This window comes from Citrobacter amalonaticus, assembly GCF_001559075.2.
Taxonomy (GTDB): Bacteria; Pseudomonadota; Gammaproteobacteria; order Enterobacterales; family Enterobacteriaceae; genus Citrobacter_A; species Citrobacter_A amalonaticus_F.
Genome location: NZ_CP014015.2, coordinates 2006363 through 2032401, shown reverse-complemented (window position 1 = coordinate 2032401; position 26039 = coordinate 2006363). Strand labels below are relative to the sequence as shown.

Genomic DNA, 26039 nt, shown 5'->3' with positions numbered 1-26039 from the left:
GTATCAATTCATTTTTATTTTAAATAAATTGTACTATTCCTTTGCCGGAAATAATAACGCATCACGTAACAAATGATCGTTTCCACGGCGACGCGTAAAACCAATCCGGTCAAAATATTCCAGAATCTGAATCGCCAGCTTTCGCCCTACGCCTAACCGATCGCGAAAATCCGCAGCGCAGGTTGAGCCTTTTTCCTGATCCAGTTCGCGGATCATGCTGGCGAAAGCCACAATGCGATCGTTACGGTAGTAACGATCTTTTACGATCGCCGTAATCATCCCTTGCTGCGCGGCCTGCCGCAACACCAGACGCATGGTCTGCTCCTCGGTCGCGGTTTCACGAGCAAGATCGCGGACCCACCAGGGCTCGTCACCAAATAACGGCGCGGCCTTAAGCCAGGTAGCCTGCTGTTCGTCAGTAAATCCGGCCTTGTGATCCGGCAGATGCAACCAGCCATGGTGGCTGTGAATATCGCCGCTGTCACGCATTTGTTCAATCAACAACAGCACCAGCGCTTCATCTTCCATCGGCAGCGCCATACGGCGCAGGCGTTCGCGTCCCGGACCTGGCTCATCGCGATGCTGTTCATGGTAAGTCGCCAGCGTGTCGAGAATTTTGCGCTGCCAGCGCGCGGCAACTTCCGCATTCAGCAGGCTGTAACCTGCCTGAATAAATCCATGCTGGTGAATGAGCGAACGCATACCGTCGCCATTTAACTGGCGCGCCCACGCAAAGTCGGGCAGATTGACCGCCCCGCGTTGCAGGTGCACAGCCAGCGCGGCACCGTCATCTTTCGCCGCCGCCAGCGACGCCAGCCATTGCAGATACTCTGGTTTACGTTTACCGCGACGTGGCGGATTAAGTGCAACCACCCGCGCCCCGGCAAGCGTCGCGCGCGCGGAGATATCCCGCAGCACCAGACGGTCGTTATCGGCCAGCAGCAGGGGCGTATCAAACACCAGTTCCGCCAGGTTATCTTCCAGCAGCGATACCCGCCCGGTCACATGACTCGCCGCATGGTGAATATGTAGCGGCTGCCACTGCGTAAGCGGAACATGGCTTTCCAGCGCGACAATCACCCGCGTGAACGGCTCAGGCGGGGCGTCTGAAAGCAGCCAGTCACCCCGGTTAAGCTGCTCTTTTTCAGCATCGCCGACGATATTCAGCGCGATGCGCTGCCCGGCATGAGCATACTCACTCGCCTGGTTTTGCGCGTGAAGTCCGCGCACGCGCACTGATGCGTTCACGCCGGTCAGCCACAGCGTATCCCCAACGTTCACTTCACCGCTCAGCGCGGTGCCGGTCACTACCAGCCCGGCGCCTTTTACGGTAAAGGCACGGTCGATAGCCAGTCGGAACGTCTGATTCCTGGCATGTTCGCGGGCGGGCAGTTGCTGCAAATGTTCGCGTAACACCTCAATCCCGCGGCCTTCATTCGCGGCCGTCACAAATAGCGTCGCCTGCGAAAAGCCATACTCGCGCAGGACATCCTCCACCTGCTGTTGAACCTCCTGCACCCGCGCCTCATCCACACGGTCAGCTTTGGTCAGCGCTACCGTCAGCGTTGGATTCCCGGTCAATTGCAGAATCGCCAGGTGTTCGCGCGTTTGCGCCATTACGCCATCGTCGCAGGCCACCACCAGCAACGCATGATCGATTCCGCCCACGCCCGCCAGCATGTTTGAGAGAAACTTCTCGTGACCGGGAACATCGATAAAGCCCAGCACGCGCCCGTCCGGCTGCGGCCAGTAGGCATAGCCCAGGTCGATGGTCATGCCGCGTTTTTTCTCTTCCGGCAGGCGATCGGCATTCACGCCGGTAATGGCCTGTAGCAGCGTCGTTTTCCCGTGGTCGACATGTCCGGCGGTCGCAATAATCATTTCAACAACATCTCCATAAACCGGGTCTCATCTTCAAGACAGCGTAAATCCAGCCACAGTCGGCCCTCGTAAATCCGGCCGATAACCGGAACCGGCAGCTCACGCCAGCGGGTCGCCAGGGCTTCAAGACGGCTTCCACGGCCGTCGTGCGGTGTAAAGGTTAATGCCGCGCTGGGGAGCCGATCAACCGGCAAAGAGCCACTGCCGATTTGCGACAGGCAGGGCTGTACGCTCACCGCAAACTCCGCGCCATAGTGCGCGGCCAGCGGTGCCAGCAGCCGCTCCGCCTGAGACTGAATCGCCTCTTTGCGTCGGGTCAACAGGCGTAGGGTCGGCAGTTTTTCAGCCAGCGCTTCCGGGTGGAGATACAGACGCAATGTCGCTTCCAGCGCGGCAAGGGTCATTTTATCCGCCCGCAGCGCACGTTTAAGCGGATGACGCTGCAACTGTGCAATCATCTCTTTCTTACCGACGATGATCCCAGCCTGCGGACCGCCCAACAGCTTGTCGCCCGAGAAGCTCACCAGGCTGACGCCCGCAGCAATCAACTGCTGCGGCATTGGCTCTTTCGGCAGGCCGTACTGGCTCAAATCAATCAGCGAACCACTGCCGAGATCGGCCACCACCGGGATATCCAGCGCCTGGCCAATCTGAACCAGTTCCGTTTCATCAACAGAGTGGGTAAAGCCTTCAATGCTGTAATTACTGGTATGCACCTTCATCAGCAGGCCGGTGTTTTCATTCACCGCCTGACGATAGTCATCGGCATGCGTCCGGTTAGTGGTTCCCACTTCATGTAGCGTACACCCAGCCTGACGCATCACATCCGGGATACGAAACGCGCCGCCAATCTCCACCAGTTCACCACGAGATACCACAACCTCTTTACCGGCAGCGGTGGCGGCCAGCATCAGCAGCACCGCCGCCGCGTTGTTATTCACAATACAGGCATCTTCCGCGCCGGTGATACGGCGCAGCAATTCCGCCAACGCACGGTCGCGATGCCCACGCCCCGCACCGTCCAGATCATACTCCAGCGTCACCGGCGAGCGCATGGCCTGCGCGACAGCCGCGACGGCCTCTTCGGCCTGTAAGGCGCGCCCTAGATTCGTATGCAACACCGTGCCCGTCAGGTTAATAACCGGACGCAGCGCACTCTGGGCCTCTTTTTCCAGCCGAAGGTTCACCTCCTGCGCCCAGTCTTCACACCACGCTGGCAACGCCTGCGTGTCGCGTATCACCTCTCTTGCTTCATCAAGCAGTTGACGAAGCAGATCAACGACACGGGTATGCCCGTGAGTCTCACGCAGGGTAAGAAATTCACTTTCACGCAATAAGCGATCAATGGCGGGAAGCTGACTGTAGAGCGAACGGGTTTCGGTCGTCATGAAAAGGCCTGGCTGCTGGTGACCCTCCCCACAACGGAGAGGGATATCGACATAGAGGGGATTGTAACGTGAGATTGCCCGGACGGACAGAATATGAATCAAGCCTTTGGGGGTTCAGTGCGGGCAAAACTCTCGCGCTGGAACAATGTCTCCACCAGCTTGACCAGGTGAGGTCGGCTCACGCACCAGCCCGGTGAGACGCGGCGGAAGTTGAGATAGCCCACCGCGCAGGCAATGGCGATGGTCGCCAGATCGACGGTGTCAGGTTTAATCGTCCCATCCACCAGGTACCCTTCCAGCGCATCCAGACTGCGGTTGATTTTCTCGCGCTGGCGCAACAGTTCGGTTTCCGATTGCTGCGCGGCGGGACGCGCCTGTTCGCGCACTGACACCAGACCGGCGTCCATAATCCCATCGGCCAGCGCCTCAAGCTGTCGGACTTTCAGCGAGGCCTTCGATTCACGCGGTAGCATCGCTGGCGCAATATCCAGCAGTTCAATGTATTCGGCGATAATCGGCGAGTCGAACCAGTACTCGCCATCGTCAGTCACCAGCGCCGGTACTTTACCTAACGGATTGTACTGCGCCACGCCGTTTTCCGCGTTGTAGGGCAGTTCATTAACAAATTCGAACGTGATGCCTTTTTCCAGCAGCAGGATCGAAATCTTTCGTACAAACGGGCTGGTGTAGCTACCAATGAGTTTCATGATCAGTCCTTTTCGCCAACACAAAACAATGAGTATGGCGCACACGGCGGGAAAAGGCAGGTGACGGCGTTCTCAATGATCCAAATAAAGGTAATGCATCCAACTGGTCATGCGCAGTAACACCTTGCGCATAACCGAAACATGGGCGAAATGGTCGGAATAAACGGCCACTTGCGCGTAGATGCCGTCAGGCAACGCATCCACATCGGCATTCGGGTCCAGTTCAATCGTCGCCAGGACGCCATCGGTCCCGGGCACCACCGTCAGAGACTGTAATGCCCCCTGAGCCTGATACGAACCGCCCGGCACCACGGGCAATATGCTGGTCAACTTGCCGTGAAAAACCTGTCCGGGCAGCGCGTTGAACACCACCTCCGCGTCGTCGCCAGGTTCAAGGCGAAGCAGCGAGTTCTGCCGGAACTGGGCGACAATCTGTCGTTTTTGTTCCGGGATAAAGACCATCACCGGACGCAGCGGCAGCGCAGCAGCGTAGGTACCGGGTCGGATCAGTACCTGGGTGACATAACCGTTGCTGGGGGCGCGAATAATGGTCTGATCAAGATTATATTTGGCCTCTGTCAGTTGCGCCCGCAGGCTGACAATTTGCGATTGCTCGCCGTTAACCATGCTGTCTAACTGGCTTTGAATTTGCGCCTGCTCAGCCACTGACCCTTTCACCAGCGCATCCTGCGCCAGATAGTTTTGCCGTGCCGTATCAATATCGCTTTCTGAGAAGGGATTCACCTTTGCCTGACTGCCCTTCAGGTAACGCTGATAATCTTTGTACAACCGATCACGCTCCGCAGAGACCCGCGTCGTATTGGCCTGCGCTTCGGCCAGCTGGGCCTTGAGCGTCTGAATATTGTGCGTTGCGGTCACTAGATCGGCCTGTAGCCTGTCCACGCGCGCCTGATAGCGAACCGGGTCGAGTTTAAACAGCACTTCCCCCTTTTTAATCAGTTGGTTATTTTTATCCGTCACCTCGCTGACAATTCCGGTAACCTGCGGCGTAATGGGAATAGAAATAACGGCTTTTTGCGCAGTAAAGGTATACGGGTGGTTATAATTCATTAACAGGATCAGGCCGCTGACCAGAAATACGCCGCCTAATGCCGCCGTCGCCAGCGTCCATTGATTCACCGGAATGCGGAATATTTTGAATACTGCCCACGCCAGCGCTACGTAGGTTAATACAATCAACAGATCCATGATTAAATCTCCGGAAACGTCGTATTGTCAGCCGTTTTTACTTCGGCCAGTTTTTTCTCGAGTTGTGTAATACGCGCGGATAACGCGGCAATTTCAGGATCGGGCTCTTGTCCCGGCGGCGTGGTGTGATTATGCATTCCCCAGCCGCGTTCCGGTTGGTAGAGGGTTGCCCAAATCCACAAAAACGGCCAGATCACATGGAGCGTAAACAGGCTCACCCAGCCTGCGGTATGAATAGCATCGGCATGCGGGTGGTTGCGTTTCTTCGCAATTAAATAGGGGATATCATGGATGGCAATCACGCCGTAAAAGATCACCAGAAACACGAAGATCAGCACACCCAACGCGAAATAATTTAGAAACATATCCGCCTCGACTTCACGCCCATTTGAGTTTTTATTGCAGGCAGCCGAATGCAATTTGGCTGATGATTTGAACATAATTGGAGTTATGCATTTTCGCCATCACGCCAAAGACTATTTTTCGCGCCAGATGGTTACTTAATGACATCAGGCCATGTAACGACGAGAGGAATCTGCCCAGGATCACATCGGGACAAATCCGGATGACGATTTCTTGTGATTCAGATCACAAACATTCAACAAACAGGCAAACATAAAACGTGAGACGCATCACAAATTTATGCCATTAATGGTTTATAACGGCGGTTTGTTGTTTTTTTACACAGTCATTTTGTGATTAACATCACATCAATCACCTCCCTACCCCCTATATTTATGTGATACAAATCACATTAAAGGTCACTGACTGGACAGCTTAACGATTCAGTGCCAGATTTCGCAATATATCTACAGGGTCCGGCTACCTCTGCCGCTACATTAACAAAACCTCGGGCTTCCAGCCTGCGCGACAGCAAACATAAGAAGGGGTGTTTTTATGTCATCCGATATTAAGATCAAGGTGCAAAGCTTTGGTCGATTCCTCAGCAATATGGTGATGCCAAATATCGGCGCGTTTATCGCGTGGGGTATTATCACCGCACTATTTATTCCGACAGGGTGGTTGCCAAACGAAACGCTGGCGAAGCTGGTCGGCCCAATGATCACCTATCTCCTGCCGCTGCTGATCGGTTATACCGGCGGTAGACTGGTGGGTGGCGAACGCGGCGGCGTGGTGGGTGCAATCACTACCATGGGCGTTATCGTCGGCGCAGACATGCCGATGTTCCTCGGTGCGATGATCGCCGGTCCTCTGGGCGGCTGGGCAATCAAACATTTCGATGGTTGGGTAGACGGTAAGATCAAATCCGGTTTTGAGATGCTGGTGAATAACTTCTCCGCTGGCATCATCGGTATGATCCTCGCCATTCTGGCATTCCTCGGCATTGGTCCAGCAGTTGAAGTTCTGTCGAAAGTGTTGGCTGCAGGCGTTAACTTCATGGTTGTCCATGACATGCTGCCGCTGGCGTCTATCTTCGTTGAACCGGCGAAAATCCTGTTCCTGAACAACGCCATCAACCACGGTATCTTCTCACCTCTGGGTATTCAGCAGTCCCATGAGTTGGGTAAATCCATCTTCTTCCTGATTGAAGCCAACCCGGGTCCGGGGATGGGTGTTCTGCTGGCGTACATGTTCTTTGGTCGCGGTAGTGCTAAACAGTCTGCAGGCGGTGCGGCAATCATCCACTTCCTGGGCGGTATCCACGAAATTTACTTCCCGTATGTGCTGATGAATCCGCGTCTGATCCTCGCCGTTATCCTCGGCGGTATGACTGGCGTGTTTACGCTGACTATCCTGAACGGCGGTCTGGTTTCTCCGGCGTCTCCGGGTTCTATCCTGGCTGTGCTGGCGATGACGCCGAAAGGCGCCTACTTCGCTAACATCGCAGCAATCTGTGCGGCAATGGCGGTCTCCTTCGTTGTCTCTGCCATTCTGCTGAAAACCAGCAAAGTGAAAGAAGACGATGACATTGAAGCGGCGACCCGTCGTATGCATGACATGAAAGCAGAATCCAAAGGCGGTACTCCGCTGTCTGCTGGCGATGTCACCAACGACCTGAGCCACGTGCGTAAAATCATCGTTGCCTGTGATGCCGGTATGGGTTCCAGCGCAATGGGCGCCGGCGTACTGCGTAAGAAAGTGCAGGATGCAGGTCTGAGCCAGATCTCGGTCACCAACAGCGCGATTAACAACCTGCCACCGGATGTTGACCTGGTCATCACCCACCGCGATCTCACCGAACGTGCGATGCGTCAGGTACCGCAGGCGCAGCATATTTCGCTGACCAACTTCCTCGACAGCGGCCTGTACTCCAGCCTGACCGAGCGTCTGGTTGCCGCGCAGCGCCACACTGATAATGAAGTCAAAGTCCGCGACAGCCTGAAAGACAGCTTTGATGAAGGGGATAACAACCTGTTCAAACTGGGTGCGGAGAATATCTTCCTCGGACGTACGGCAACGACCAAAGAAGAAGCGATTCGCTTCGCCGGTGAGCAGCTGGTGAAAGGCGGCTACGTTGAGCCAGAATATGTCGATGCGATGCTGGAACGTGAGAAACTGACCCCAACCTATCTGGGTGAGTCTATCGCCGTTCCGCACGGTACAGTTGAAGCGAAAGACCGCGTACTGAAAACCGGCGTCGTGTTCTGCCAGTACCCACAAGGCGTTCGCTTCGGTGAAGAAGAAGACGACATCGCCCGTCTGGTGATCGGTATCGCCGCTCGCAACAACGAGCACATTCAGGTGATTACCAGCCTGACCAACGCGCTGGATGACGAATCCGTCATCGAACGCCTGGCTAACACCACCAGCGTGGATGAAGTGCTGGCGCTGTTGGCGGGTCGTAAGTAAACCCCGTGGCCCGATGGCATTACGCTTATCGGGCCGACCCAATCCTCTCCCTTGTGGAGAGGGTTTGGGTGAGGGATCAACAGATTTCCCCTCACCCCAGCCCTCTCGGGTAAAAACATTAATGAAGGTTACTACTATGAAAGCATTACATTTTGGCGCAGGTAATATCGGTCGTGGCTTTATCGGCAAACTGCTGGCGGACGCGGGGATACAACTGACATTCGCTGATGTAAATCAGGTCGTGCTCGACGCCCTGAATGCCCGTCATAGCTACCAGGTTCACGTTGTGGGTGAAAACGAGCAGGTGGATACCGTGACTGGCGTCAACGCGGTAAGCAGCATTGGCGATGACGTTGTTGAGCTGATCGCGCAGGTTGACCTGGTCACCACAGCCGTTGGCCCGGTCGTGCTGGAGCGCATCGCTCCGGCTATCGCTAAAGGCCTGGCCAAACGCAAAGCGCAAGGGATCACCACCCCGCTGAACATCATCGCCTGTGAAAACATGGTACGAGGCACCACTCAACTGAAAGGCCATGTGCTGAATGCGCTGGCTGAAGACGACAAAGCCTGGGTTGAAGCCCATGTCGGCTTCGTGGATTCCGCCGTTGACCGCATCGTGCCGCCGTCAGCCTCTGCGACCCACGATCCGCTGGAAGTGACTGTCGAAACCTTCAGCGAGTGGATCGTTGACCAGACCCAGTTCAAAGGCGAGCTGCCGAACATCCCGGGAATGGAATTAACTGATAACCTGATGGCATTTGTCGAACGTAAACTCTTCACGCTGAACACCGGGCATGCTATAACCGCGTACCTCGGAAAATTGACCGGTCATCAGACCATCCGCGACGCGATTCTCGACGAGAAAATCCGCGCTGTGGTCAAAGGGGCGATGGAAGAGAGCGGCGCGGTGCTGATCAAACGCTACGGTTTTGATGCCGACAAACATGCGGCATACATTCAGAAAATCCTCGGTCGTTTTGAAAACCCGTATCTGAAAGATGACGTTGAGCGCGTTGGCCGCCAGCCGCTGCGTAAACTGAGCGCGGGTGACCGTTTAATCAAACCGTTGCTGGGTACGCTGGAATACCATCTGCCGCACGCTAACCTGGTCAAAGGGATTGCTGCCGCCATGCACTTCCGTAGCGAAGACGATCCGCAGGCGCAGGAGCTGGCCGCGCTGATCGCCGAGAAAGGCCCACAGGCTGCGCTTGCCCAGATTTCCGGGCTGGATATCAACAGCGATGTCGTTGTCGAGGCCGTTAGCGCATATAACGCAAAGTAATGCTGCTGGAACTGGCGCAGGAGCCCCTGCGCCTGATTAATAGATTGTCAGATATGCAGGCAATAATGGAACAAACCCAGGCCTTTGAAAATCGTGTGCTTGAGCGTCTGAATGCTGGCAAAACCGTACGGAGCTTCCTGATCACCGCCGTGGAGTTACTCACCGAGGCGGTAAACATTCTGGTGCTTCAGGTGTTTCGCAAAGATGACTACGCAGTGAAGTACGCTGTAGAACCGTTACTCGACGGCGACGGACCGCTGGGCGATCTGTCTGTGCGCCTGAAACTGATCTACGGTCTGGGCGTCCTGAGTCGTCCTGAATATGAAGACGCGGAGCTGCTGATGGCGATGCGCGAAGAGATGAATCATGACGGCAATGAGTATGCCTTTACGGATGATGAGATTCTCGGGCCGTTCGGTGAACTGCACTGCGTACTGGCGCTGCCGCCACCGCCGCAGTTTGACGCCGCCGACCCCAGTTTGTACGCCATGCAAATCCAGCGCTACCAGCAAGCGGTGCGCTCGACGATGGTTCTCTCCCTGACTGAGCTGATTTCTAAAATCAGCTTAAAAAAAGCCTTCCAGAAGTAGGCCTCTCCCTGCCTGCTACTCCTTTTCCTGCACGGGTTGATACAGGCGCCGATAATAATTCAGTCGTTGCAGGTACATCTGCGTATTTTCTGCAGGCACTTCGCTCGGAACGTCGTCACGCTCAGGCATTTTATTCAGATACTCTTTGAAGGCCTGACTTGAGGCCATAAAATCCACAGCTTTATCAATCAGAAGCGGAACATTCTCGCCTATTTTTGCCATGTTATATCCTCCATGCGATCCCGCCGGGCTTAAGCGCAACGGTTAATTTTAGTGTAGGATCGTCCGCGTTATGATATTAAGGAAAACGTGCTTAATCCGTCGGCGGCAAATTATCTCTTACATGATCCTGTTATTGTCTAAAATTCTTAATTAATCAGTCCATTAGAAAAATAGTTAGCAAATAAATACTCGCAGCATTTGATTATTATTATCCCATTAGTTGTGAATAAACCCGCTCTGCGCGCATACTATAGGCCATTCACCTTATTTCTATCAGAAGCCATCCCATGAAAGAAGTCGAAAAAAACGAAATCAAACGTCTGAGCGATCGCCTCGACGCTATCCGCCACCAGCAGGCCGATCTGTCCCTGGTTGAAGCCGCCGATAAATACGCTGAGCTGGAAAAAGAGAAAGCCACGCTGGAAGCAGAAATCGCCCGTCTGCGTGACGTTCACAGCCAGAAACTGAGCAAAGAGGCGCAGAAACTGATGAACCTGCCGTACCGCCGTGCGATCACCAAAAAAGAGCAGGCCGATATGGGCAAGCTGAAGAAAAGCGTGCGCGGTCTGGTGGTGGTTCATCCAATGACGGCCTTAGGCCGCGAAATGGGCCTGCAAGAGATGACGGGCTTCGCTAAAACCGAGTTTTGATTTTATACCGGGCAGCACGTCCGCTGTCCGGTCCTTCCTTAATTGGCCCTACCAATCCCCTTCTGTTACGACCACTGGTTCACAATTCATTAATTTAAGCCTACACTGTCGTTGCCAATAAATAACATTTGATTAACTATTCGTTGTCATTATCCCTACACTACAATATTGGCAGGACCACTTTTACACATAATGTGACGAAAAGATGAGCACAGACTCATTACATTATGCGTGTGGTCCTCAGGAGACCTGCAATGAATCTCTGGCAACAAAACTACGATCCGGCCGGTAACATCTGGCTTTCCAGTCTGATCGCATCGCTCCCGATTCTGTTTTTCTTTTTCGCGCTGATTAAGCTCAAGCTGAAAGGCTATGTTGCCGCCTCGTGGACGGTGGTGATTGCGCTGGCCGTGGCGCTGCTGTTCTACAAAATGCCGGTCGATCACGCACTGGCCTCGGTGGTGTACGGTTTCTTCTACGGTCTATGGCCGATTGCCTGGATCATTATCGCCGCGGTGCTTGTCTACAAAATCTCGGTGAAAACCGGGCAGTTCGACATCATCCGCTCGTCCATTCTGTCGATTACCCCTGACCAGCGTTTGCAAATGCTGATCGTCGGCTTCTCATTTGGCGCCTTCCTCGAAGGCGCGGCGGGATTCGGTGCCCCCGTTGCCATCACCGCCGCGCTGCTGGTAGGTCTCGGCTTTAACCCACTGTATGCCGCCGGACTGTGCCTGATCGTCAACACCGCGCCCGTGGCGTTTGGCGCCATGGGGATCCCGATTCTGGTCGCCGGCCAGGTGACCGGACTCGACAGCTTTGAAATCGGCCAGATGGTTGGTCGTCAGTTACCGTTCCTGACGATTATCGTGCTGTTCTGGATCATGGCGATTATGGACGGCTGGCGCGGCGTGAAAGAGACGTGGCCTGCGGTCATGGTGGCGGGCGGTTCGTTTGCTATTGCCCAGTACCTCAGCTCCAACTTTATCGGCCCTGAACTGCCGGACATCATCTCCTCGCTGGTGTCGCTGGTTTGTCTGACGCTGTTCCTGAAACGCTGGCAGCCGGTTCGCATCTTCCGCTTTGGCGATATGGGCGCATCGCAGGTTGATCAGACGCTGGCACGCACGAACTATACCGCCGGACAGGTTGTTCGCGCCTGGTCACCGTTCCTGTTCCTGACGGCCACCGTGACCCTCTGGAGCGTGCCGCCGTTTAAAGCCCTGTTCGCTCCCGGCGGCGCGCTGTACGACTGGGTGATTAACATCCCGGTCCCGTTCCTCGACAAACTGGTTGCCCGCATGCCGCCCGTGGTGCACGAAGCCACCGCCTACGCGGCAGTGTATAAATTTGACTGGTTCTCCGCGACCGGCACCGCCATCCTGTTCGCCGCGCTGCTGTCCATCGTCTGGCTGAAGATGAAGCCTTCCGCGGCCATTCAGACCTTCGGCAGCACGCTGAAGGAACTGGCGCTGCCGATCTACTCCATCGGGATGGTGCTGGCCTTTGCGTTTATCTCCAACTATTCCGGGCTCTCCTCGACGCTGGCGTTAGCGCTGGCGCACACGGGCAGCGCCTTTACCTTCTTCTCACCATTCCTCGGCTGGCTGGGGGTGTTCCTGACCGGTTCAGATACCTCATCTAACGCGCTGTTCGCCGCCCTGCAGGCGACTGCCGCACAGCAAATCGGCGTGTCCGATGTGCTGATGGTGGCGGCCAATACCACCGGTGGCGTCACCGGCAAAATGATTTCGCCGCAGTCCATCGCCATCGCCTGTGCGGCGGTCGGACTGGTCGGCAAAGAGTCGGATCTGTTCCGTTTTACCGTCAAACACAGCCTGATTTTCACCTGCATGGTGGGCGTTATCACCACGCTTCAGGCTTACGTCTTAACCTGGATGATTCCATGATCGTGATGCCCAGACGCCTGTCGGACGAGGTTGCCTCTCGTGTGCGGGCGCTGATTGAAGAACAACAGCTGGAAGCGGGCATGAAATTGCCCGCCGAGCGCCAGCTGGCGGCACAGCTTGGCGTCTCGCGCAACTCGCTGCGCGAAGCGCTGGCAAAGCTCGTCAGCGAAGGCGTGCTACTCAGCCGTCGCGGCGGCGGCACGTTTGTCCGCTGGCAGCATGAAGAGTGGTCTGAACAAAACATCGTTCAGCCACTGAAAACCCTGATGGCCGACGACCCGGATTACAGTTTCGATATTCTCGAAGCCCGACACGCCATCGAAGCCAGTACGGCCTGGCATGCGGCGATGCGCGCCACCACGGCCGACAAAGAGAAAATCAAACTCTGCTTTGACGCCACGCTCAGCGAAGACCCGGATCTCGCCTCACAGGCCGACGTTCGTTTTCATCTGGCTATCGCCGAAGCCTCGCATAACGTGGTGCTGTTACAAACGATGCGCGGGTTCTTCGACGTGCTGCATTCGTCGGTGAAGCAAAGCCGACAACGCATGTATCTCGTTCCACCCGTCTTTTCCCGGCTGACGGAGCAACATCAGGCCGTATTAGATGCCATTCTCGCGGGCGACGCCGACGGCGCGCGTAAGGCGATGATGGCGCACCTCAGTTTCGTCCATACCACCATTAAACAATTTGATGAAGACCAGGCCCGCCAGGCGCGCATTACCCGTCTGCCCGGCGACCACAATGAAAACCCCAGGGAGAACAAAGCATGATTATTTCAGCCGCCAGCGATTATCGCGCCGCAGCCCAGCGCATTCTGCCCCCGTTCCTGTTTCACTACATCGACGGCGGCGCGTATGCGGAGCATACCCTGCGTCGTAACGTGGAAGACTTATCGGACGTGGCGCTACGCCAGCGCGTGCTGAAAAACATGTCTGACTTGAGCCTGGAAACCACGCTGTTTAACGAAAAACTGTCGATGCCGGTGGCGCTGGCGCCGGTCGGGCTGTGCGGCATGTATGCCCGCCGCGGCGAAGTGCAGGCCGCCGCGGCAGCCGATGCGAAAGGGATCCCGTTTACCCTTTCCACCGTCTCCGTGTGCCCGATAGAAGAAGTCGCGCCAACCATTAACCGTCCGATGTGGTTCCAGTTGTATGTTCTGCGCGACCGTGGATTCATGCGTAATGCGCTGGAACGCGCAAAAGCGGCGGGCTGTTCAACGCTGGTCTTTACGGTCGATATGCCAACGCCGGGGGCGCGCTATCGTGACGCCCACTCCGGGATGAGCGGTCCAAATGCCGCGCTGCGTCGCTACTGGCAGGCAGTCACTCATCCACAGTGGGCCTGGGACGTCGGTCTGAACGGTCGTCCACACGATCTCGGCAACATCTCCACTTATCTCGGCAAACCGACCGGACTGGAAGATTACATCGGCTGGCTGGCAAACAACTTTGATCCGTCAATTTCATGGAAGGACCTTGAGTGGATCCGGGAGTTCTGGGATGGCCCGATGGTGATCAAAGGGATCCTCGATCCGGAAGACGCCCGCGACGCCGTTCGCTTTGGCGCCGATGGGATTGTGGTCTCTAACCACGGTGGTCGTCAGTTAGACGGCGTGCTCTCTTCCGCGCGCGCCCTGCCCGCTATTGCCGATGCGGTGAAAGGCGATATCGCCATTCTGGCGGACAGCGGCATCCGTAACGGGCTGGACGTGGTACGGATGATTGCGCTGGGTGCCGACACCGTCCTGCTGGGCCGTGCATATCTGTATGCGCTGGCGACGGCGGGTCAGGCCGGTGTGGCCAATCTGTTGAATCTGATCGAAAAAGAGATGAAGGTTGCCATGACGCTGACCGGTACGAAATCTATCAGCGAAATCAGCCGCGATTCACTGGTGCAAGAGCTTACCAAACTGCCTGCCGCGCTGGCCTCGTTGGCGCAGGGTGATGCGGCGTAGTGAAAGTGCTATTCTGCCCCCCGTCATTAAGGGGGCAGCATGCTTAACATCGTTTTATTTGAACCAGAAATCCCGCCGAACACGGGCAACATCATTCGCCTTTGCGCCAATACCGGTTTTCGTCTGCATATCATTGAGCCGATGGGCTTTACCTGGGACGACAAGCGCCTGCGCCGTGCCGGTCTGGATTATCACGAGTTCGCCGCCGTCCAGCGCCATCATGATTATGACGCCTTTGTCGCCGCAGAAAACCCGCAGCGCCTGTTTGCCCTCACCACGAAAGGCACGCCTGCACACAGTGCGGTGAGTTATCAGGATGGTGATTATCTGATGTTTGGTCCGGAAACGCGCGGTCTGCCAGCCAGCATTCTCGATGCCCTGCCCGCTGAACAAAAAATCCGTATTCCGATGATGCCGGACAGCCGCAGTATGAACCTGTCAAATGCCGTGTCGGTGGTGGTGTATGAGGCGTGGCGCCAGTTGGGATATCCTGGCGCAGTCTTGCGCACACTTTGAATTGTCGGATGCCGGCTGTCGCTTTATCCGACCTGCGGTTTTGTAGGCCCGGTAAGCACTGTGCCACCGGGCAAGAGATCAGATACCGTCGCCGTACTCGAAAGTATGGTGTATCCCGTTGAAATGCTGATCCATATCCATGGACGGCTTATCGCTGTCTGGCTTACCGACAATGCGCGCCGGGACGCCTGCGGCGGTGGTGTGCGGCGGAACGGGCTGTAACACCACGGAACCGGCACCAATTTTCGCGCCACGTCCGACTTCGATATTGCCGAGGATTTTCGCCCCCGCGCCAATCATTACGCCTTCACGAATTTTGGGATGACGATCGCCGCTGGTTTTACCGGTCCCGCCGAGGGTGACCGATTGCAGGATTGACACGTCATCTTCGATCACCGCCGTCTCACCGACGACAATGCCGGTGGCATGATCGAGCATGATCCCACGACCAATCTTCGCCGCCGGGTGAATATCCACCTGGAACGTCACGGAGACCTGGTTTTGCAGGAAGATTGCCAGCGCGCGACGACCTTCATTCCACAGCCAGTGGCCAATGCGGTAGGCCTGCAAGGCATGAAAACCTTTCAGGTACAAAAGCGGAGTGGAGTATTTATCGACCGCCGGGTCACGCGTGCGGACGGCCTGAATATCACAGGCTGCTGAGGCGATCATTTCCGGGTCTGCCGCATACGCTTCTTCGACCACTTCACGGATCGCTATGGCGGGCATAATGGGCGATGCCAGTTTGTTCGCCAGCATGTAGCTTAGCGCACTGCCCAGATTCTCATGCTTGAGTAGCGTTGCGTGGTAAAAACTGGCCAGCATAGGCTCACAGTCTGCCAGAGCGCGGGCTTCGGCTTTTATATTGTTCCAGACGATATCCAGTTCTTCACACGGCATTGCGGGCTCCAGGTAATGAGGCTAACGACCGGCCCGTTCTTCGCGGGCCGGGTCATTTTTTAAAAACGGATCCTTGAGACTAGTGGCTGCTTCGCTCGTCCTTGCGTGCACGACCTAATAACGTCAATGCTGCCTCGCGCGCGTTTTTTCCGCAATATAATACTTGATAAATTTCCTCGGTTATTGGCATTTCGACACCAAAACGGTGCGCCAACTCGCGAACTTCTTTCGTATTGCGGTAGCCTTCCACCACCTGTCCAATCTTGTCCTGCGCGCCTTGTACATCCATGCCCTGACCGAGCATCATGCCAAAACGGCGGTTGCGCGACTGGTTGTCGGTACAGGTCAGCACCAGATCGCCTAACCCGGCCATTCCCATAAAGGTTGCCGGATCGGCGCCCAGCGCCGCGCCCAGACGCGACATTTCCGCCAGACCGCGAGTAATCAGCGCGGTACGGGCGTTAGCGCCAAAACCAATGCCGTCAGACATTCCCGCGCCAATCGCAATCACGTTCTTCACCGCGCCGCCCAACTGGACGCCGATGAAATCCGGATTGCTGTAGACACGGAAACTCTTACCGCAGTGCAGCAGTTGCTGCAGATCGTCAGCAAAGGTGTCGTCAGTGGAAGCCAGGGAGATGGCCGTCGGCATGCCTGCCGCCAGTTCTTTCGCGAACGTCGGTCCGGAAATCACCGCCAGCGGGATTTGATCGCCCAGCGCTTCACGGGCAACGTCCTGCAACAGGCGACCCGTCTCTGCTTCCAGCCCTTTGGTTGCCCAGACCAGACGCGCGTCAGGACGCAGCAGAGGCTTAATCTGTCGCAATACTTCGCCAAAGACATGGCTGGGCACGACTACCAGAATATCGCGGCTGGCCGCCAACGCAGTGGCTAAGTCGCTTTCGAGGCGTAACGTATCGGGGAAAGGCACATCCGGGAGGAACGCGACGTTGCAGCGATCGTGCTCAAGGGTCGCGATATGTTTAGGATCGTGGCCCCACAGGACAACCTGGTGGCCATTTCTTGCCAGGGTGATGGCAAGAGCGGTGCCGTACGAGCCGGCACCGATCACAGTCATTGAAGCATTACTTTGGTTCATCAGGCATCCTGATGTTCTTCAGTACCTTCGCCAGCCTGCTGCTGTAAATAGTTCATGAACAGCGCATCAAAGTTAACCGGCGCAAGGTTCAGTTGCGGGAATGTACCGCGTGAAACCAGGCTGGTGATGCATTCGCGGGCATACGGGAACAGAATGTTCGGGCAGTATGCGCCCAGGCAATGCGCCATCTGGGTGCCTTCGATTCCGCTGATAGAGAAGATACCGCCTTGCTGAACTTCGCACAGGAACGCCGTTTCTTCACCCAGGGAAGCCGTTACGGTAACACGCAGCACCACTTCGTATACGTCATCTGCCAGTTGAGTAGATGCTGTATCCAGATCAAGTTTAACCTCTGGCTGCCAATCTTTCTGGAAAACATGCGGCGCATTCGGCGCTTCAAAAGAGACATCTTTGGTGTAAATACGCTGGATCTGGAAAGCCATTTCGGTGTTGTTTTGTTCTGACATGTGTAGAAAACCCTTTAGTGTTGTCCTTAAATAGCGCTTGATGCCAATAATATGGCCCAGCGTTAGCTCAGCAGGGGATCAAGTCCACCACGCGCATCCAACGCATACAAGTCGTCACAGCCGCCAATGTGCTGTGCATCAATAAAAATCTGCGGAACCGTCGTACGACCACTGCGCTTGATCATCTCTTCACGCTTCACGGCATCGCCGTCGATCGGCAGTTCCTGGAAGCTCACACCCTTGCTGTTCAGCAGCGCTTTCGCACGATGGCAAAACGGGCAGGTTGCTTTGGTGTAGATCTCGATATTGGCCATACTTATCTCCAAATTCGTTTACGTCGGGAAAATTATTTCCCACGAACCAGCGGCAGATTCTCACCGCTCCAGCCCGCAACGCCTTCTTTCAGCACAGACACTTTCTCAAAGCCCGCTTTGATCAGCGCGTTTGCCGCTTCCTGGCACTGCATGCCGGAACCATCGACCACGATAACCGGTTTGTCTTTGTGCTTTTCCAGCTCGCCCACGTTGTTCGCTTTGATTTCGCTCGGCAGCAGGTTAATGGAACCCGCGATATGGCCTTTGCGGAAATCGTCACGCTGACGTAAATCCACGATCACGGCGTCTTCTTTGTTGATAAGACGCGTGGCTTCGCCGCGAGTGATGACCTTAACTTTCGACGTCAGGCCTTTAAACGTGGTGAACAATACCGCCACCAGTAACGCAATCCAGGCGATACTCAGTATGGGATGGCGGCTAACAAATTGCATAATTTCTTGCATGGGGGGTAACAACTCCCGACTCAGTGATTAAAAAAACCAGGACAGGAGTATACCTGCGCGTTGGCGCAAATACAGCCAGCGCGTGCAATGGATTGCATTTTTGCGGGGCGCTACGGAAAAAAAAGTGCAAATCCGTGCCATCCATGAACCAGCCTGCCCCATTCTTTGATCTTCTGAGGCTATTTTATCGATTCAGCTGTAGTAAAATTACGCAATTATTTTTGTCTCTTGAGTGTGAGGTTTCGCAATGTCGGTTTCTAAAAAACCTATGGTACTGGTGATTCTGGATGGCTATGGCTACCGTGAAGACAGCCAGGATAACGCCATTTTTACTGCCAAAACCCCGGTAATGGATGCGCTGTGGGCAAAACGCCCGCATACCCTGATCGATGCTTCCGGTCTGGAAGTGGGCCTGCCCGATCGTCAGATGGGTAACTCCGAAGTCGGTCACGTTAACCTGGGCGCGGGCCGCATCGTGTATCAGGACCTGACCCGTCTGGACGTTGAAATTAAAGAACGTACTTTCTTTGCTAACCCGACGCTGACCGCAGCGGTTGACCAGGCGAAAAACGCCGGTAAAGCCGTGCACATCATGGGTCTGCTCTCTGCCGGTGGCGTCCATAGCCACGAAGATCACATCATGGCGATGGTTGAACTGGCCGCTGAGCGTGGCGCAGAGAAAATCTATCTGCACGCTTTCCTCGATGGCCGCGATACGCCGCCACGCAGCGCAGAGTCATCTCTGAAAAAATTCGAAGAGAAATTTGCCGCGCTGGGCAAAGGTCGCGTCGCCTCCATCATTGGCCGTTACTACGCGATGGACCGCGACAACCGTTGGGATCGCGTGGAGAAAGCGTATGACCTGATGACGCTGGCGCAGGGTGAATTCCAGGCTAATACCGCCGTTGAAGGTCTGCAGGCCGCCTATGCCCGCGATGAAAACGATGAATTCGTGAAAGCCACCGTGATCCGCGCCGAAGGCCAGGCCGATGCCGCGATGGAAGACGGCGACACGCTCATTTTCATGAACTTCCGTGCTGACCGTGCGCGTGAAATCACTCGTGCCTTTGTTAACGCTGACTTTGACGGCTTCGCGCGCAAGAAAGTGGTTAACCTGAACTTCGTGATGTTGACCGAATACGCAGCCGACATCAAAACGGCCGTTGCCTATCCGCCCGCCTCGCTGGCGAACACGCTTGGCGAATGGATGGCGAAGAACGACAAAACGCAGTTGCGTATCTCCGAAACGGAAAAATACGCCCACGTCACCTTCTTCTTCAACGGCGGCGTTGAAGAGCCGTTCACCGGTGAAGATCGCATCCTGATCAACTCACCGAAAGTGGCGACCTACGATCTGCAGCCGGAAATGAGCTCCGCAGAGCTGACCGAAAAACTGGTGGCCGCTATCGAAAGCGGGAAATACGACACCATCATCTGTAACTACCCGAACGGCGACATGGTCGGTCACACGGGCGTGATGGAAGCGGCGGTTAAAGCGGTTGAAGCACTGGACCACTGTGTTGAGCAGGTGACGAAAGCGGTTGAGTCCGTTGGCGGTCAACTGCTGATCACCGCTGACCACGGCAACGCCGAGCAGATGCGCGATCCGGCAACCGGTCAGGCGCACACCGCGCACACTAACCTGCCGGTTCCGCTGATTTATGTCGGCAGCAAAAATGTGAAAGCGGTGGAAGGCGGCAAACTTTCCGATATCGCCCCTACCATGTTGACGCTGATGGGTATGGAAATCCCGCAAGAGATGACTGGTAAGCCGCTGTTCATCGTGGAATAATCCTTCCCCATGAGGGGAAAGACGATAAATAGCGAAAATGGGGCCATGAAACCAAGACGGTTTTCAGTCAGGCCCCTGATTTACGCCAGCGTGGTGAGCGCTGGCGTATTGTTGTGCGCCTTTTCCGCCCACGCGGATGACCGCGATCAGCTTAAATCTATTCAGGCAGATATCGCCGCCAAAGAACGCGCCGTTCGTCAGCAACAGCAACAGCGTTCTGGCCTGCTCGCGCAGCTGAAGGCGCAGGAAGAGGCCATCTCCGCCGCCGCACGCCAGTTACGTGAAACGCAAAACACGCTCGCGCAGCTGAACAAACAAATCGATGAGATGAATGCTTCTATCGCGAAGCTGGAACGGCAGAAAGCCAACCAGGAGCGCAGCCTCGCCGCGCAGCTGGATGCCGCGTTTCGCCAGGGTGAACACACCGGTATTCAGCTTATCCTCAGCGGCGAAGAGAGCCAGCGCGGCCAGCGTTTGCAGGCCTACTTTGGTTATCTGAACCAGGCGCGCCAGGAGACGATCAACGAGCTGAAGCAGACTCGCGAAGAGGTCGCCGCTCAGCGCGCCGAACTGGAAGAGAAGCAGAGTCAGCAACAGACGCTGCTGTATGAACAGCGCGCCCAGCAGGCGAAGCTTGAGCAGGCGCGTAACGAACGTAAGAAAACCCTCGCCGGGCTGGAGTCCTCTATTCAGCAGGGCCAGCAACAGCTCAGCGAACTGCGCGCCAACGAATCCCGTTTGCGTAACAGCATTGCCCGTGCCGAGGCGGCCGCCAAAGCCCGTGCCGAACGTGAAGCACGCGAGGCGGAAGCGGTGCGTAATCGCCAGAAAGAGGCCACCCGCAAAGGCACCACGTACAAGCCCACAGACAGTGAGAAATCGCTGATGTCGCGTACCGGCGGCCTGGGTTCACCACGCGGCCAGGCATTCTGGCCCGTTCGCGGCCCCACGCTGCATCGCTATGGCGAACAATTGCAAGGTGAGCTACGTTGGAAGGGGATGGTTATCGGTGCGTCTGAAGGCACTGAAGTGAAAGCCATTGCCGATGGTCGCGTCATTCTGGCGGACTGGCTGCAGGGATACGGACTGGTCGTCGTCGTTGAACACGGCAAGGGCGACATGAGTCTTTATGGCTACAACCAGAGTGCGCTGGTCAGTGTCGGTACGCAGGTTCGCGCCGGCCAGCCGATTGCGCTGGTGGGTAGCAGTGGGGGTCAGGGTCGACCGTCGCTCTATTTCGAAATTCGTCGCCAGGGTCAGGCCGTCAATCCACAGCCGTGGTTGGGAAGATAAGTTTTGCCTCAGTTTCGTCGTACGGTTCTTTCATTCGCCAGCCTGCTGGCATTCGCCTCCCCTGTTTTTGCTGGCAAACTTGCCATCGTCATTGACGATTTTGGCTACCGCCCGCACTACGAAAATCAGGTACTGGCGATGCCCTCCCAAATCTCCGTCGCCGTGCTGCCCAATGCGCCTCATGCGCGCGAAATGGCGACCAAAGCGCATAACAGCGGTCATGAAGTGCTGATCCATCTGCCGATGGCGCCGCTGAGTAAACAGCCTCTGGAGAAAGACACCCTACGTCCGGAGATGAGCAGCGACGAAATTGAGCGGATCATTCGCGAGGCGGTTGGCAAAGTTCCTTACGCGGTGGGGCTCAACAACCACATGGGCAGCGCAATGACTTCCAGCCTGTTTGGTATGCAGAAAGTGATGCAGGCGCTGGAACGCTACGATCTCTATTTTCTCGACAGTATGACCATCGGAAATAGTCAGGCGATGCGTGCCGCATCCGGGACCGGCGTGAAGGTGATTAAGCGGAAAGTGTTTCTCGACGACACGCAAAACGACGCGGACATTCGCCGCCAGTTTACCCGCGCGATTGATCTGGCTCGCCGCAACGGTTCTGCCATCGCGATAGGCCACCCTCATCCGTCGACGGTACGTGTGTTACAGCAAATGGTGTATAACCTGCCAGCCGACATCACCCTTGTCCGTCCGAGCAGCCTGCTCAATGAGCCGCAGGTGGATACCTCCACGCCGAATCTGACACCGCCGAAAACCAACGACGCCCCGCGAAATCCATTCCGCGGCGTGACGTTGTGTAAACCGAAGAAACCAGTAGAACCGGTCTATACCAGTCGATTCTTCAGCGTGTTAAGCGAAAGCATCAGTCAGAGCACGCTGGTGAACTGGTTCCAGAATCAGTGGCAGGGCTGGGGAAAATCGCCCCGCGATAACAGCGTTAACCCAGGTTAAGCGCTTTACGTGCAGTACGATGGTGCGAACGCGTTTTGTCGCGCCATTGGTACAATCTCACTGACCACAGTAACGCCTGATAGGCGACCTTGGCGCTGCGCACATTCATTATCATACGTTTATACATCCCCGAGGTAAAAATCTCGGCGATCATTCGCTGGCGCGTCAAAATATCGGGTTCTTTGCGCACAGAATGACAAACACGCAATGCTTCATACGTTATTTGTTGATGAAATTCAGGATAGACAGTAATCCTGTCTGCGTAATTCCGGTTCAACTTCTCTAATAAGCGGGTGATCTTAATGTAATGCCGCTGATAGTTCAGATTTTTATTACCCTGACGTTTCAGTCGGCTGACAGAATTATTATGTAAGAAATATTTATACAAGGATTCTTCCGTATAACGCGCACGCAACGCGTTAAACATAAATTCCGTGGTCCACACAATATCCTGATGATGTAATCCGGGAATAAAGCGGATGTTATTCTTTTCAATCACATCCCGACGATAAACCCCCATCCACACCACGTGAGTCCAGCGGCGGGAAGAAAGCGCCATACGCAGCCAGTCAGGGCCGGTGAGTACGCCGGTTGAACGGATCCGGTCGGTTGGGATAGATTGCCAGGTCACGCCGGTATCCCGCTCGCTCCAGTCGGCATTGCACTGCGCGACATCCAGATCGTCTTCCAGCGCCATTGTCATTAGCGTTTCGTACATGTGCGGATAGACGAGGTCATCGGCATCAACAAACGCGATGTACTTACCGCTAGCCACCTCCATCCCGCGGTTACGGGCGACCGATGCCCCGGCATTCGCCTGGTGCAGCAGTCGTACATGGGGATAGTTTTCGGCGTAATACTTTGCTATATCAACAGAATTATCCGTTGACCCGTCATTGACAATAATAATTTCCAGGGCAGTCCATGTTTGCGCGATGAGAGATTCCATGCAGGCTTTAAAATCATTACCCGCATTATATAACGGGATAATAACACTGAGTCTGTTTGTACTGTTCATCATAATAAATTACCGAATGCCTTTGAAGTTATCCGCCTTTTTACAGCCTTTGTATTAAGAAACGATTAAGGCTGATAATAATATTTGTAAAGGTTCCAGGAGACTTCAGCGTAGGGGCATCAGGTAAACAGCAATATAAGACTACGACGCAATTACGAATTATTTATGACAATGACATTTCTTTACAGCTTTCCGGATATTCCTCAGGAAATAAGGCCGGATTTTCCGGCCTTTTCTGATTAATTCCAGCTGAGAATGACTTTCCCGGACTGACCTGAACGCATGGCGTCAAAGCCTTTCTGGAACTCATCAATCGAGAAGCGGTGGGTGATGATCGGCGACAGATCCAGCCCCGACTGAATCAGCGCGGCCATCTTGTACCAGGTTTCGAACATCTCGCGGCCGTAAATGCCTTTAATGAACAGCCCCTTAAAGATCACCTTCGTCCAGTCGATAGACATGTCAGAGGGAGGAATGCCCAGCATAGCAATCCGACCACCGTGGTTCATGGTGTCCAGCATCGCGCGGAAAGCTGGCGGCGCACCGGACATCTCCAGGCCGACATCAAACCCTTCGGTCATACCCAGTTCGTCCATCACCTCGTTCAGGCTCTCTTTCGACACGTTGACTGCGCGGGTGATACCCATCTTACGCGCCAGTTCGAGACGGTACTCGTTCACGTCGGTGATCACCACGTTGCGTGCGCCCACGTGCTTCGCTACCGCCGCCGCCATGATGCCGATAGGGCCAGCTCCCGACACCAGCACGTCTTCGCCGACCAGATCGAACGACAACGCCGTATGCACCGCATTGCCAAACGGGTCAAAGATGGAGGCCAGATCATCCGAGATATTGTCCGGGATTTTGAACGCGTTGAACGCCGGGATCACCAGGTATTCTGCGAAACAGCCCGGACGGTTCACGCCCACGCCCGTGGTATTACGGCACAGGTGGGTGCGTCCGCCACGACAGTTACGGCAGTGTCCGCAGGTAATGTGACCTTCCCCGGACACGCGGTCGCCGATCTTGAAGCCTTTCACTTCCTGACCGATACCGACCACTTCGCCAACGTACTCATGACCAACAACCATAGGAACCGGGATGGTTTTTTGCGACCACTCATCCCAGTTATAGATGTGAACGTCAGTGCCGCAGATGGCTGTTTTACGGATTTTAATCAGCAGATCGTTGTGGCCGACTTCCGGTTCCGGAACGTCGGTCATCCAGATGCCCTCTTCCGCTTTCAGTTTGGATAACGCTTTCATCTCACATCCTCAGGCAATAACGCCCAGTTGTTTACCAATGCGGGTGAAGGCTTCCACCGCGCGGGTGATTTGTTCCGGGGTATGCGCCGCAGACATCTGAGTACGAATGCGCGCCTGACCTTTCGGAACAACCGGATAGAAGAATCCTGTGACGTAAATGCCCTCTTTTTGCAGCTCGCGGGCAAAGTCTTGTGCAATCACCGCGTCGCCCAGCATCACCGGGATAATCGCGTGATCGGCGCCGGCCAGGGTAAACCCGGCGGCAGACATTTGCTCACGGAACTGACGCGCATTGGCCCACAGGCGATCGCGCAGTTCACCGCCAGACTCAACCATCTCCAGCACTTTGATGGAGGCAGCGACAATCGCCGGCGCCAGCGAGTTAGAGAACAGATACGGGCGGGAGCGCTGACGCAGCCATTCAACCACCTCTTTGCGCGCGGCGGTGTAGCCACCAGACGCGCCGCCAAGCGCTTTACCCAGCGTGCCGGTGATGATGTCTACGCGGCCCATCACGTCGCAGTACTCATGGGAGCCGCGACCGTTCTCACCGACAAACCCCACCGCATGAGAGTCATCGACCATCACCAGCGCGTTGTATTTGTCAGCCAGATCGCACACGCCCTTCAGGTTGGCGATGACGCCGTCCATTGAGAACACACCGTCAGTGGCAATCAGCACATGACGAGCCCCGGCGTCTCGCGCTTCTTGCAGACGCGCTTCCAGTTCCTGCATATCGTTGTTGGCATAGCGGAAGCGCTTTGCTTTACACAGGCGCACGCCGTCAATGATGGAAGCATGGTTCAGGGCATCAGAAATAATCGCATCTTCGGCGCCGAGCAGCGTTTCGAACAGGCCGCCGTTGGCATCAAAGCAGGAGGAGTAAAGAATGGCATCTTCCATGCCGAGAAATTCAGCCAGCTTTTGCTCCAGCTGTTTATGGCTGTCCTGGGTGCCACAGATAAAGCGCACCGACGCCATCCCAAATCCGTGAGAATCCATACCGGCTTTTGCCGCGGCAATCAGCTCCGGATGGTTCGCCAGCCCCAGATAGTTGTTGGCGCAGAAGTTAATGACGTGGCTGCCATCCGCCACCGTGATATCTGCCTGCTGAGCAGACGTAATAATGCGCTCTTCTTTAAACAATCCTTCCGCACGGGCGGTTTGCAGATCGTTGGTTAACTGTTTGTAAAAATCCCCACGCATTGCGATTCTCCAGACTGGGCAAATTTCAGCACATCTTACCTAACCCTGGACGCTGATACGAGATGACGCATTATCACTTCTTTAAAATGCAGGATAAATCACGCGTACCCACACGACCATTCGGTGAATGGCTGA

The 26039-nt window shown here is 55.4% G+C and carries 25 protein-coding genes; 11 read left to right on the top strand and 14 right to left on the bottom strand.

Annotation, left to right across the window (positions count from 1 at the left end):
• Positions 1-33: 33 nt before the first annotated feature.
• From selB to AL479_RS09735, 5 genes are all read right to left on the bottom strand, one after another.
• The gene (gene selB, locus AL479_RS09755; RefSeq protein ID WP_061075932.1) at positions 34-1881 is read right to left on the bottom strand and encodes a selenocysteine-specific translation elongation factor; all 1848 of its coding nucleotides are present in this window, start codon (positions 1879-1881) and stop codon (positions 34-36) included.
• Positions 1878-3269, bottom strand: a complete 1392-nt coding sequence (gene selA, locus AL479_RS09750) for an L-seryl-tRNA(Sec) selenium transferase (protein WP_061075931.1) — start codon at positions 3267-3269, stop codon at positions 1878-1880. The genes selB and selA overlap by 4 nt, the downstream gene beginning before the upstream one ends.
• Before the next feature lie 98 nt (positions 3270-3367).
• A complete protein-coding gene (locus AL479_RS09745; RefSeq protein WP_061075930.1) occupies positions 3368-3976 on the bottom strand; it encodes a glutathione S-transferase in 609 nt (202 codons plus the stop codon).
• A 72-nt stretch (positions 3977-4048) separates the two neighbouring features.
• Positions 4049-5185 carry an HlyD family secretion protein gene (locus tag AL479_RS09740; RefSeq protein WP_061075929.1) on the bottom strand — a complete coding sequence of 379 codons (1137 nt, stop codon included), beginning with the start codon at positions 5183-5185 and terminating at the stop codon, positions 4049-4051.
• A gap of 2 nt (positions 5186-5187) precedes the next feature.
• Positions 5188-5550, bottom strand: a complete 363-nt coding sequence (locus tag AL479_RS09735; RefSeq protein ID WP_061077957.1) for a DUF3302 domain-containing protein — start codon at positions 5548-5550, stop codon at positions 5188-5190.
• Positions 5551-6082: 532 nt separating this feature from the next.
• On the opposite strand from AL479_RS09735, the gene mtlA reads away from it, so the two are divergent.
• The 3 genes from mtlA (at position 6083) to mtlR (ending at position 9868) form a co-directional block, all read left to right on the top strand.
• Positions 6083-7996 carry a PTS mannitol transporter subunit IICBA gene (gene mtlA, locus AL479_RS09730; RefSeq protein WP_061075928.1) on the top strand — a complete coding sequence of 638 codons (1914 nt, stop codon included), beginning with the start codon at positions 6083-6085 and terminating at the stop codon, positions 7994-7996.
• Between the two features lie 136 nt (positions 7997-8132).
• Positions 8133-9278 carry a mannitol-1-phosphate 5-dehydrogenase gene (gene mtlD / locus AL479_RS09720; RefSeq protein WP_061075927.1) on the top strand — a complete coding sequence of 382 codons (1146 nt, stop codon included), beginning with the start codon at positions 8133-8135 and terminating at the stop codon, positions 9276-9278.
• A complete protein-coding gene (gene mtlR, locus AL479_RS09715) occupies positions 9278-9868 on the top strand; it encodes a mannitol operon repressor MtlR (RefSeq protein ID WP_061075926.1) in 591 nt (196 codons plus the stop codon). Before mtlD ends, mtlR begins: the two co-directional genes overlap by 1 nt.
• Before the next feature lie 15 nt (positions 9869-9883).
• On the opposite strand, the gene AL479_RS09710 is transcribed toward mtlR, so the two are convergent.
• Positions 9884-10090 (bottom strand): hypothetical protein, encoded by a 207-nt coding sequence (locus AL479_RS09710; protein ID WP_061075925.1) that lies wholly within the window; start codon positions 10088-10090, stop codon positions 9884-9886.
• Positions 10091-10377: 287 nt separating this feature from the next.
• Between AL479_RS09710 and AL479_RS09705 the strand changes: the two genes are divergently transcribed.
• From AL479_RS09705 to trmL, 5 genes are all read left to right on the top strand, one after another.
• The gene (locus AL479_RS09705) at positions 10378-10740 is read left to right on the top strand and encodes a YibL family ribosome-associated protein (RefSeq protein ID WP_061075924.1); all 363 of its coding nucleotides are present in this window, start codon (positions 10378-10380) and stop codon (positions 10738-10740) included.
• Positions 10741-10994: 254 nt separating this feature from the next.
• Positions 10995-12650: an L-lactate permease gene (lldP, locus tag AL479_RS09700; RefSeq protein WP_061075923.1), complete on the top strand. Its 1656-nt coding sequence runs from the start codon at positions 10995-10997 to the stop codon at positions 12648-12650.
• Positions 12647-13423 (top strand): transcriptional regulator LldR, encoded by a 777-nt coding sequence (lldR, locus tag AL479_RS09695; RefSeq protein ID WP_061075922.1) that lies wholly within the window; start codon positions 12647-12649, stop codon positions 13421-13423. Before lldP ends, lldR begins: the two co-directional genes overlap by 4 nt.
• Positions 13420-14607, top strand: a complete 1188-nt coding sequence (lldD, locus tag AL479_RS09690; protein WP_061075921.1) for an FMN-dependent L-lactate dehydrogenase LldD — start codon at positions 13420-13422, stop codon at positions 14605-14607. Before lldR ends, lldD begins: the two co-directional genes overlap by 4 nt.
• 39 nt (positions 14608-14646) lie before the next feature.
• Positions 14647-15123 carry a tRNA (uridine(34)/cytosine(34)/5-carboxymethylaminomethyluridine(34)-2'-O)-methyltransferase TrmL gene (gene trmL / locus AL479_RS09685; protein WP_061075920.1) on the top strand — a complete coding sequence of 159 codons (477 nt, stop codon included), beginning with the start codon at positions 14647-14649 and terminating at the stop codon, positions 15121-15123.
• 78 nt (positions 15124-15201) lie between these two features.
• On the opposite strand, the gene cysE is transcribed toward trmL, so the two are convergent.
• From cysE to AL479_RS09660, 5 genes are all read right to left on the bottom strand, one after another.
• Positions 15202-16023: a serine O-acetyltransferase gene (gene cysE / locus AL479_RS09680; RefSeq protein ID WP_022646641.1), complete on the bottom strand. Its 822-nt coding sequence runs from the start codon at positions 16021-16023 to the stop codon at positions 15202-15204.
• Positions 16024-16102: 79 nt separating this feature from the next.
• Positions 16103-17122, bottom strand: a complete 1020-nt coding sequence (gene gpsA / locus AL479_RS09675; protein ID WP_061075919.1) for an NAD(P)H-dependent glycerol-3-phosphate dehydrogenase — start codon at positions 17120-17122, stop codon at positions 16103-16105.
• Positions 17122-17589, bottom strand: a complete 468-nt coding sequence (secB, locus tag AL479_RS09670; RefSeq protein WP_003024155.1) for a protein-export chaperone SecB — start codon at positions 17587-17589, stop codon at positions 17122-17124. Before secB ends, gpsA begins: the two co-directional genes overlap by 1 nt.
• A gap of 62 nt (positions 17590-17651) precedes the next feature.
• Positions 17652-17903, bottom strand: a complete 252-nt coding sequence (gene grxC / locus AL479_RS09665) for a glutaredoxin 3 (protein ID WP_012908148.1) — start codon at positions 17901-17903, stop codon at positions 17652-17654.
• Positions 17904-17935: 32 nt separating this feature from the next.
• A complete protein-coding gene (locus AL479_RS09660) occupies positions 17936-18367 on the bottom strand; it encodes a rhodanese-like domain-containing protein (RefSeq protein ID WP_061075918.1) in 432 nt (143 codons plus the stop codon).
• Between the two features lie 247 nt (positions 18368-18614).
• On the opposite strand from AL479_RS09660, the gene gpmM reads away from it, so the two are divergent.
• From gpmM to AL479_RS09645, 3 genes are read left to right on the top strand one after another with little or no spacing between them, the layout of a single operon-like run.
• Positions 18615-20159, top strand: a complete 1545-nt coding sequence (gpmM, locus tag AL479_RS09655; RefSeq protein WP_061075917.1) for a 2,3-bisphosphoglycerate-independent phosphoglycerate mutase — start codon at positions 18615-18617, stop codon at positions 20157-20159.
• A 9-nt stretch (positions 20160-20168) separates the two neighbouring features.
• Positions 20169-21452, top strand: a complete 1284-nt coding sequence (gene envC / locus AL479_RS09650; protein WP_042998610.1) for a murein hydrolase activator EnvC — start codon at positions 20169-20171, stop codon at positions 21450-21452.
• 3 nt (positions 21453-21455) lie between these two features.
• Positions 21456-22415 carry a divergent polysaccharide deacetylase family protein gene (locus AL479_RS09645; RefSeq protein WP_061075916.1) on the top strand — a complete coding sequence of 320 codons (960 nt, stop codon included), beginning with the start codon at positions 21456-21458 and terminating at the stop codon, positions 22413-22415.
• Here the strand turns inward: AL479_RS09645 and AL479_RS09640 are convergent.
• From AL479_RS09640 to kbl, 3 genes are all read right to left on the bottom strand, one after another.
• Positions 22402-23436 (bottom strand): glycosyltransferase, encoded by a 1035-nt coding sequence (locus tag AL479_RS09640; RefSeq protein WP_061075915.1) that lies wholly within the window; start codon positions 23434-23436, stop codon positions 22402-22404. The genes AL479_RS09645 and AL479_RS09640 overlap by 14 nt on opposite strands.
• Positions 23437-23672: 236 nt before the next feature.
• A complete protein-coding gene (gene tdh, locus AL479_RS09635; RefSeq protein ID WP_042998613.1) occupies positions 23673-24698 on the bottom strand; it encodes an L-threonine 3-dehydrogenase in 1026 nt (341 codons plus the stop codon).
• A 9-nt stretch (positions 24699-24707) separates the two neighbouring features.
• The gene (gene kbl, locus AL479_RS09630) at positions 24708-25904 is read right to left on the bottom strand and encodes a glycine C-acetyltransferase (RefSeq protein WP_042998614.1); all 1197 of its coding nucleotides are present in this window, start codon (positions 25902-25904) and stop codon (positions 24708-24710) included.
• Between the last annotated feature and the right edge of the window lie 135 nt (positions 25905-26039).

Excerpts from the sequence above, each read along its gene's own strand:
- lldD (WP_061075921.1), top strand. The coding sequence starts at position 13,420 with ATGATTATTTCAGCCGCCAGCGATTATCGCGCCGCAGCCCAGCGCATT.
- AL479_RS09660 (WP_061075918.1), bottom strand. The coding sequence starts at position 18,367 with ATGCAAGAAATTATGCAATTTGTTAGCCGCCATCCCATACTGAGTATC.
- grxC (WP_012908148.1), bottom strand. The coding sequence starts at position 17,903 with ATGGCCAATATCGAGATCTACACCAAAGCAACCTGCCCGTTTTGCCAT.
- AL479_RS09640 (WP_061075915.1), bottom strand. The coding sequence starts at position 23,436 with ATGATGAACAGTACAAACAGACTCAGTGTTATTATCCCGTTATATAAT.
- AL479_RS09740 (WP_061075929.1), bottom strand. The coding sequence starts at position 5,185 with ATGGATCTGTTGATTGTATTAACCTACGTAGCGCTGGCGTGGGCAGTA.
- selB (WP_061075932.1), bottom strand. The coding sequence starts at position 1,881 with ATGATTATTGCGACCGCCGGACATGTCGACCACGGGAAAACGACGCTG.
- selA (WP_061075931.1), bottom strand. The coding sequence starts at position 3,269 with ATGACGACCGAAACCCGTTCGCTCTACAGTCAGCTTCCCGCCATTGAT.
- lldR (WP_061075922.1), top strand. The coding sequence starts at position 12,647 with ATGATCGTGATGCCCAGACGCCTGTCGGACGAGGTTGCCTCTCGTGTG.
- lldP (WP_061075923.1), top strand. The coding sequence starts at position 10,995 with ATGAATCTCTGGCAACAAAACTACGATCCGGCCGGTAACATCTGGCTT.
- secB (WP_003024155.1), bottom strand. The coding sequence starts at position 17,589 with ATGTCAGAACAAAACAACACCGAAATGGCTTTCCAGATCCAGCGTATT.
- envC (WP_042998610.1), top strand. The coding sequence starts at position 20,169 with ATGAGGGGAAAGACGATAAATAGCGAAAATGGGGCCATGAAACCAAGA.
- gpmM (WP_061075917.1), top strand. The coding sequence starts at position 18,615 with ATGTCGGTTTCTAAAAAACCTATGGTACTGGTGATTCTGGATGGCTAT.
- AL479_RS09735 (WP_061077957.1), bottom strand. The coding sequence starts at position 5,550 with ATGTTTCTAAATTATTTCGCGTTGGGTGTGCTGATCTTCGTGTTTCTG.
- tdh (WP_042998613.1), bottom strand. The coding sequence starts at position 24,698 with ATGAAAGCGTTATCCAAACTGAAAGCGGAAGAGGGCATCTGGATGACC.
- mtlA (WP_061075928.1), top strand. The coding sequence starts at position 6,083 with ATGTCATCCGATATTAAGATCAAGGTGCAAAGCTTTGGTCGATTCCTC.
- cysE (WP_022646641.1), bottom strand. The coding sequence starts at position 16,023 with ATGCCGTGTGAAGAACTGGATATCGTCTGGAACAATATAAAAGCCGAA.
- AL479_RS09745 (WP_061075930.1), bottom strand. The coding sequence starts at position 3,976 with ATGAAACTCATTGGTAGCTACACCAGCCCGTTTGTACGAAAGATTTCG.
- kbl (WP_042998614.1), bottom strand. The coding sequence starts at position 25,904 with ATGCGTGGGGATTTTTACAAACAGTTAACCAACGATCTGCAAACCGCC.
- mtlR (WP_061075926.1), top strand. The coding sequence starts at position 9,278 with ATGCTGCTGGAACTGGCGCAGGAGCCCCTGCGCCTGATTAATAGATTG.
- AL479_RS09710 (WP_061075925.1), bottom strand. The coding sequence starts at position 10,090 with ATGGCAAAAATAGGCGAGAATGTTCCGCTTCTGATTGATAAAGCTGTG.
- mtlD (WP_061075927.1), top strand. The coding sequence starts at position 8,133 with ATGAAAGCATTACATTTTGGCGCAGGTAATATCGGTCGTGGCTTTATC.
- trmL (WP_061075920.1), top strand. The coding sequence starts at position 14,647 with ATGCTTAACATCGTTTTATTTGAACCAGAAATCCCGCCGAACACGGGC.
- gpsA (WP_061075919.1), bottom strand. The coding sequence starts at position 17,122 with ATGAACCAAAGTAATGCTTCAATGACTGTGATCGGTGCCGGCTCGTAC.
- AL479_RS09705 (WP_061075924.1), top strand. The coding sequence starts at position 10,378 with ATGAAAGAAGTCGAAAAAAACGAAATCAAACGTCTGAGCGATCGCCTC.